The following is a 7,218-nucleotide window of genomic DNA, read 5'->3' on the forward strand; positions in this document are numbered from 1 at the left end:
TGGAAGAGGGGTTTTCTAGATTCCGTAAAAAGTAAACCATTATGGCAACCTCGAAATAATTGCCTCCCAGGTTTTGGTATTTGTCCAATAAGCACCGTGGGAACGGGGAAATGGTTGTCTGCTATCCACTCGCACATCCTGCACTCTATCAGGAAAAATTCTATTACCCACGTAACTAAGAAAATCCCGTAAATCGTAGATATTCAACCATTGCGGGAAATGCTCTGGCAATAACTGCCCATATTCTAAGCTGTAGAGGGCGTTAATCTCATACAAAAATGGTGCTTGGGAACCAACTGTTACCAATAATTCCACCTGAGACAACTGCTGCTGCACTAGCAAATCTACACAAGCGATACCTCCCAAACTATGGGCGATTAAAACCACTGGCGGTTCTGCTTGTTCTATTTGTTGCTGGATAAACGCCCTAATTTTTTCACCCCGCGTCTGATACAACAAAATATCACCAGGCATAGGCGAAATTTTATCAGTTAACTCAAGGCGGTTTCCTCTGACATAATTTGTTCCGCCGTACTGTGCTAGTTCAATAAATGGCTTTAATAACCAGCCACCCAATCCTAACTCCGCCTCTGTCAAAGCCAGAGTCAGCAATTCCACAACTTTATCCCGCAATTGGGCATCGGTGAGTATGGGGGGAAATTTTTCTTGCTGTTGGCTAATAAACATTGCTTGAGCCACAACTGCTCTAGCTATTGGTTCATAATATTCACTCAATTCAGATTCGGAAACTGTGAGCAATGCCCGTTCATACGGTTCGCTGTGGATAACCGCCTCTCGTGCTGGCTCAAATACCTCTGCAATTCCCGCCTCTTGCAACTTAGCTTGCAGTTGAGATCCCGGAGTGAGACTGGCTACACGAGATTGTAAAACATCCCCTGGTTCTTCCCCAAAGGGATTTCCTGACTCAATCGGTTTCAAAGACAACAGCCGCAATTCATACAGAGGATCGCGGTATAATTGCCCCCACAATACAATATCTGCGTCTTCTTCTCCTTGAGATAAAGCCAGTGTTGCATCATCCAAAGGTACTGATGCCCGATTATCATTGAATTTTGCACCTAATACACCCCAAAGGCAGGGAGAAACTTTGATATCAGGACGTTGGGCGTGAATCTTTTGCTCAATTATCTGAAAAGTTTCGTTGTATTCTAGTTCCCTAATGCCTGTGCCATGTACAAATATTACAGTAGTCATTGTGATATGGGTGGCTAGTGATGCCTGGGTTGGGCTATGCCTACACAAAGCTTTCCTCTGTATTATTCCTTACTACTTTCTCTGACACAAGTCGATTTCATTCAGTTGGTTTATAAAACTTACGCACAAGAGATCCCCCAACCCCCTTAAAAAGGGGGCTTTTATCGTTCCTCCCTTTTTAAGGGGGGTTAGGGGGGATCTAGGTTTCAGGTTTTCAATGCATAAGTCCTGGTTTATTAAAAACTTCTAAAATCTGTCGGCAAATCTGTTTGAGCTTATCCTCGATTTCACTAGAAGGCGAAGATGCGCCGACAACACTCCAGTTTTCTACCGTAGAAAGTCGCCACGCTTCACCTCGATGATCGAATCCAGCTACCTCCACGCCGATCGCACGGCGGGAATGATTGATGGGATCTTGATAAAATCGGATTTGAATTAAAATACTGCGACTTCGCCAAGATTTGCTGATACCAGGAAAGTGAAAGCCAATATCTATAGAATCTGGATCGACTAACTCCCTAGTTTCCGGGTCATTCTTCCAGGGTTTGAGATCGGATTTGGCATCAGGAAACTCGAATTTGAACAAATTAACCACCGTGGCAATGTTGCTGGCGAGTTCAAGGTTCGTTGCCTGTTCAGCTGCGTTCACTAAAAAACACTCCTATATTGCGTCGGCATCTTCGGGGATGTGAAGAGAGAAAAACCGCCAGAAGGCTTATATATATTGGTGTTTCAGCTTATCAAGACCTTTGAGATTTAGCAACTCTAAATCATATTTCCCTAACAATATCAGTTAACGTGAGTTCGACAAGTTTTATTTGACCTCTCCCCCAGCTCCTCTCCGACACGGAGAGGGGAGCAAAAAGCGGAATTTTTCCTTACTCCTCCTTTTCCGTTTCGGAGAGGGAGGCTGGGAGGGAGAGGTTCATCGAACTCACGTTCAGTTACTAACAGAAGCCAAAAATCGCTTCTTGTTGGGACTGCCTAACACCTATTAAGTAATTGTACTTAAAAATTACTCCAAAGCAGACGGAACTCTGCTCTTTGGAGAAAATATCAAGATTTTCTGCAAAATCCTTGGCTGACAAGAACGATTGACTGCGCTAGCGATCTAAAATGACACTGTTAATCGGTAAACCAAAAGCAATTAAGTTGAATATATGGTGCGTCAACGCTCGATTTTTTCATTTTTCCTAGTACTATTGGCCACATTCCTGATTAGTTGTGGTGGCCCTGGTGTTGCGGTGGCACCTCCGACTTACACAGCAGTACAACTTGAAAAAATTCAGGCTTATGTTCCTGAAATTCAGGCTGTGCGCGATCGCTCAGAAGAATTGACAACTCTAATAAAACAAGGTGATTGGATTAATGTGCGTAACTTTATACATGGGCCCATAACAGAAGCAAAGCTGAATCTGACTTATGTCACTCCCAACCTTCTACCCAAAGACCAACCCACAGCACGTCAAATAACGCGAGATTTTTTTAAAGACCTAGTTAAACTCGATAAAGCTACTAGTGCTGGCAATCCTCTAGTTGCCTTGAATCAATCCCAAGCTGCTTTCGCAGACATTGACAAATTCCTCGAACTGCTTCCTAAGACCAGCACAGGGGCAAGTTAAGCGCAATGTAAGATGATCTAAGGGGATGATCGGGATGAGGGAGAGTAAAAATTGCTTCCCCTGTTCCCTCATCTCCCGCATCTCTCCCATCTTCGCTTCAAAACAGCAATGAATCATGTAGTTATTATCGGTTGTGGTGTGGTTGGGGCTGCGATCGCTTACGAACTGAGTCTAGTAAAAGGGCTGAAAATTACAGTTTGCGATCGCCAATCACCAGCACAAGCTTCCACGGGCGCTGCACTTGGCGTTTTGATGGGCGCAATCAGCCAAAAAATCAAGGGTAAAGCTTGGCAGATGCGACAAACTAGCATCCAACGCTATGAAACCTTGATTCCTGAGTTAGCAGCTTTAACAGGTCGCAAAATTCCTTTTAATCGTCAGGGAATTCTCATGCTTTTGTCTGATTCTTCCCTAGAGGGGATGTCAGCATGGGAAAAGCTAGTAGAAGTTCGCCACTCTCAAGGCTGGGATTTAGAAATTTGGGACACAGCTAAACTTCAGAATATTTGTCCTCAAATTAATAACGAAAAAATTACTGGCGTTGTCTATTCTCCCCAAGACCGCCAGCTCGATCCAACTGCCCTCACCTTAGGTTTAGTTGAGGCTGCCCAGCAAAATGGTGTAATTTTCAAATTTGGCGTGACTGTTTTGGATGCCCCAACCTCAATACCTGAATTTTGCAATCAACTTGAGACTACAGAAGGAAAAATAACCGCAGATTGGTTTGTAATTGCAGCAGGATTAGGTTCAACACCACTAACAGCAAAATTAAATCAGATAATTGATATCCGCCCCGTACTTGGGCAAGCCTTGCAAATGCGTGTGGGGCATCCATTAGGCAATCCCGACTTCCAGCCAGCGATAACGGGTAATGATGTTCATATTGTTCCTGTGGGCGGTGGAGATTATTGGGTAGGCGCAACAGTGGAATTTCCCAGCAATGGCGATGAGATACCGCCAAATCAAGAACTGCTGGAATCTGTTAGAGAACAAGCGATCGCATTTTGTCCAGAATTAGCCACAGCAAGCATTCTTCGCACTTGGTCAGGGCTACGTCCCCGCCCTGAAGGACGCCCAGCCCCAGTTATTGGTAAGCTGCCAGGGTTTAGTAACGTCCTCTTAGCTACCGGACACTATCGCAACGGCGTTTTACTAGCACCCGCTACAGCTTATGCGATTCGTGAGATGATTATTTCTCAGGGGTTGGGGACTGGGGACTAGGGACTGGGGACTAGGGACTGGGGACTAGGGACTGGGGACTGAATTCTTCTTATCAATACCCAGTACCCAATCCCCAGTACCCAGTCCCCAATCCCCAATCCCCAATATAGGAAAATAACGTGTCAATAACAGAACATAAAATCAATGTAGATTCACTGGAATGGTTTTATCGGGAATCTTTACCAATCGGCAGAAGTGACTTAGCGCCTGTGGTGTTGCTACATGGGTTAGTTTCACAAAGTTACAGTTGGCGTCATATTATACCTGCGTTGGCGAATCAGGGGACAAGAGCGATCGCTCCAGATTGGATTGGTTACGGCTTTTCTGCCAAACCAGAAAAACGAGATTTTGCTTACACCCCCGATGCTTTTATCACAGCGTTAGAAGGATTTATTAAAGCCCTAGAACTTGAACATTTTTCTTTAGTTGTCCAAGGTTTTTTAGGTTCTGTAGGTCTGCAATATGCTTTGCGTCATCCAGAACAAATTGCTAATTTAGCTATTTTAAATACACCAATTTCAACTGCTGCCAAATTACCCTGGAAAATTAAACAAATGGGTTTACCTTTAGCAGGCGAAGTAATGACCCAAGACCCCTTGTTAGTCGATCGGACACTAGAAGGTGGAAGCCGTTATCGCATAGGAGATAAAGATTTAGATATTTATCGAAAACCATTTTTGACCGCTTCTACATCTGGTCGAAGTCTTTTAGCTAGTATTCGCAATCTACAGCTTGATTCAGCCATGACAGAAATACAAACTGGCTTTAAAGAATGGCAACAACCAATTCTGATTCAATGGGGTATGATTGACCCTTGGCTACCTGTAGACATTGCCGAAAACTTTGCCAATTCTGTACCAAATACCGAATTAATAAAACTTAATAACGTTGGACATTATCCTCAAGAACACTACCATGAGGTGATTTTGCAAGACCTTTTACCCTTTGTACGTCGTAAAGATGCTCATTGAGAATATAGCTTTGGCAAAAATCGATATTATAAAAATTAACCCACAGATAAATATAGAGAAATCATAGATATTTATCTGTAGTGGAAAATAAATTTGGGATTTTTGCGAAATTTATAAATGTTATCCCCGCCTGCATTTGTGAACTTTTTATTACCATTAAAAATGTATCACAACCATAAGTAAAGGAGATTAGGATTGATGGCTTATTCATGGTTTAAAGCCTTTCATATTGTCGGATTTGTAGTTTGGTTCGCTGGTTTATTCTACTTAGTACGTCTTTTTATCTATCACGTTGAAGCGAACGTTGAACCTGAACCAGCAAGAACGATACTGAAAAATCAGTATCAAATTATGGAAAAGCGCCTTTACTCTATCATCACTAACCCAGGAATGTTTGTGACGATCGCAATGGCTATCGGTTTAGTAAGCACTGAACCGGATATTTTAAAAGAGGGTTGGTTGCATATCAAACTGCTGTTTGTGGCTATTTTAATTGGCTATCATCATTACTGCGCTCGGCTGATGAAGAAATTAGCAGTAGATGAGTGTCGCTGGAGTGGTCAGCAATTACGGGCTTTAAATGAAGCGCCTACAGTTATGTTAGTAGCGATCGTCTTGCTGGCTGTGTTTAAAAATAATCTCCCTACAGATATCGCTGCTTGGGCTATTTTCGCCATGATTATTTTGATGGCAGTCACTATTCAACTTTATGCCAAAAAACGCAGGCTGGATAAAGAGAAATTGACGGCACAAATAGGGCAACCACAAGAACAAAGTTAGACAAACTAAGGTAGCACATCTGTGCTACCTTACTAAACGTTGCATCACAACAATAAATGCTATCAATTAACTATTACTTCATCCTGAAAACGTTTACAGTAAATCATCCCCAGGAATTACGGTAGTGTAAAAAGTATATTTACGATTAGCGACATAACGGCGGTCTTGTTTAATAATTGCCATAAACTCTCTATGTCCCTCACGAGTCCGTCCCACTAAACAACCCGCGCTAGCAAGACGAATATCATTCCGGGGAAAATCAAAGCCGTAGTGTTGATTTACATAAAAATTATCACCTGTATCAAGTTTGTCGCCAGTCCGTTTAAAATCTTGATTGAAATCTCTACAAACAGTTATATCTCCAACTTGCACTAATGCCTCGTGAGGCTCTGCTGTGCCGTGAGTACCCACAGCCCAAGCTTTGTATTGTCCAAACTGAATCCTAGCTGCTCCTTTGGGATTCATCGGATTATAAGTGTAGTACTTCCCTGGTTCTGTAGTCGCTTCCCAGTGATCTACGATTTTGGGAACGCCATTTACTACTTCAATCACAATCCGGCGATCGTTAAATTGATTGGGCGTGTCACTGTTGAGAGTCCAGTCTGCATCTATGCCCTCTACATAAACAATATTGTATTCTTTGGGGTTGGTGAATACCTGATAACCTTTGGATAGCATATATTTGACAATCTTACTAGCGATGTCATTGCCTAGTTTTAATGGGGGTTTAGGAAGATCATCTATTTTGGTTTCAATTAGTTTCTTGGCTGTAACTGCTCCTAAAAAGCCACTCTCTTCAGTCTTTGCTAATTCTTGAAATTTTTTGAAAGATATCACAGAAACAGGGCCAAATTTCCCATCTGCGGGAGATTCTAGCAAACCTAAGCCGATTAACAATATCTGAATCTGACGAGCCAAGTCTGCATCTTCTGCGATCGCATCAAACGACCATTTCTCATCTTTTCCCAAGAAATCTTGTAGTTTCATTATGCACCTGCTTTCATTTACTGAGTTCTAAGTATAAACATCATTTTCAAAATTGATGTCGTCTAAAACTATACTCTAACGTAAAATATGATGTCATCTGGAGTCTGCGATGTCTACGACGAGCTACGCTAACGCACATTGCCTCAATGCAATACTTCATACAGGCTACATTATTAATTAGCTCAATTTCTCTGCTGCGCGTCCAAGCAGCAACTCGTCGTCAGGCATCGCCTCTGTAAAACCCGAAATGACTAACGAAGAACTGCTGCAAATTATTGAACAAGCTGCCAAAGACAAGGTGACAGAATTAGACCTTTCTGGCACAGGCTTAACAACGCTGCCACCGGAATTTGGACAACTCACCAATCTGCGATCGCTCTACCTCCGCAGTAATCAACTGAGCAGTCTGCCACCGGAATTTG

8 protein-coding genes are annotated in these 7,218 nt (G+C 42.7%); 5 read left to right on the forward strand and 3 right to left on the reverse strand.

What is annotated here, in order from left to right; genetic code table 11:
• Positions 1 to 39: 39 nt before the first annotated feature.
• Positions 40 to 1,215, reverse strand: a complete 1,176-nt coding sequence (locus HWQ44_RS23105) for an alpha/beta hydrolase (RefSeq protein ID WP_292723565.1) — start codon at positions 1,213 to 1,215, stop codon at positions 40 to 42.
• Positions 1,216 to 1,429: 214 nt separating this feature from the next.
• A complete protein-coding gene (locus tag HWQ44_RS23110; RefSeq protein ID WP_292723567.1) occupies positions 1,430 to 1,864 on the reverse strand; it encodes a hypothetical protein in 435 nt (144 codons plus the stop codon).
• A 511-nt stretch (positions 1,865 to 2,375) separates the two neighbouring features.
• On the opposite strand from HWQ44_RS23110, the gene psbQ reads away from it, so the two are divergent.
• The 4 genes from psbQ (at position 2,376) to hemJ (ending at position 5,809) form a co-directional block, all read left to right on the forward strand.
• Positions 2,376 to 2,837 (forward strand): photosystem II protein PsbQ, encoded by a 462-nt coding sequence (gene psbQ / locus HWQ44_RS23115; RefSeq protein WP_292723570.1) that lies wholly within the window; start codon positions 2,376 to 2,378, stop codon positions 2,835 to 2,837.
• A 108-nt stretch (positions 2,838 to 2,945) separates the two neighbouring features.
• Positions 2,946 to 4,058: an FAD-dependent oxidoreductase gene (locus tag HWQ44_RS23120; protein WP_292723573.1), complete on the forward strand. Its 1,113-nt coding sequence runs from the start codon at positions 2,946 to 2,948 to the stop codon at positions 4,056 to 4,058.
• Positions 4,059 to 4,177: 119 nt separating this feature from the next.
• Positions 4,178 to 5,029, forward strand: coding sequence for an alpha/beta fold hydrolase (locus tag HWQ44_RS23125; RefSeq protein ID WP_292723576.1), 852 nt, complete (start codon positions 4,178 to 4,180; stop codon positions 5,027 to 5,029).
• Positions 5,030 to 5,227: 198 nt separating this feature from the next.
• Positions 5,228 to 5,809 carry a protoporphyrinogen oxidase HemJ gene (gene hemJ / locus HWQ44_RS23130; RefSeq protein ID WP_292723578.1) on the forward strand — a complete coding sequence of 194 codons (582 nt, stop codon included), beginning with the start codon at positions 5,228 to 5,230 and terminating at the stop codon, positions 5,807 to 5,809.
• A gap of 93 nt (positions 5,810 to 5,902) precedes the next feature.
• On the opposite strand, the gene HWQ44_RS23135 is transcribed toward hemJ, so the two are convergent.
• Positions 5,903 to 6,796, reverse strand: a complete 894-nt coding sequence (locus HWQ44_RS23135) for a peptidoglycan-binding protein (protein ID WP_292723580.1) — start codon at positions 6,794 to 6,796, stop codon at positions 5,903 to 5,905.
• A 247-nt stretch (positions 6,797 to 7,043) separates the two neighbouring features.
• Between HWQ44_RS23135 and HWQ44_RS23140 the strand changes: the two genes are divergently transcribed.
• Positions 7,044 to 7,218, forward strand: a 175-nt coding sequence (locus HWQ44_RS23140; RefSeq protein ID WP_292723586.1) for a leucine-rich repeat domain-containing protein, incomplete at its 3' end; no start/stop codon positions are given.

Source organism: Nostoc sp. JL34, assembly GCF_017114945.1.
Taxonomy (GTDB): Bacteria; Cyanobacteriota; Cyanobacteriia; order Cyanobacteriales; family Nostocaceae; genus Nostoc.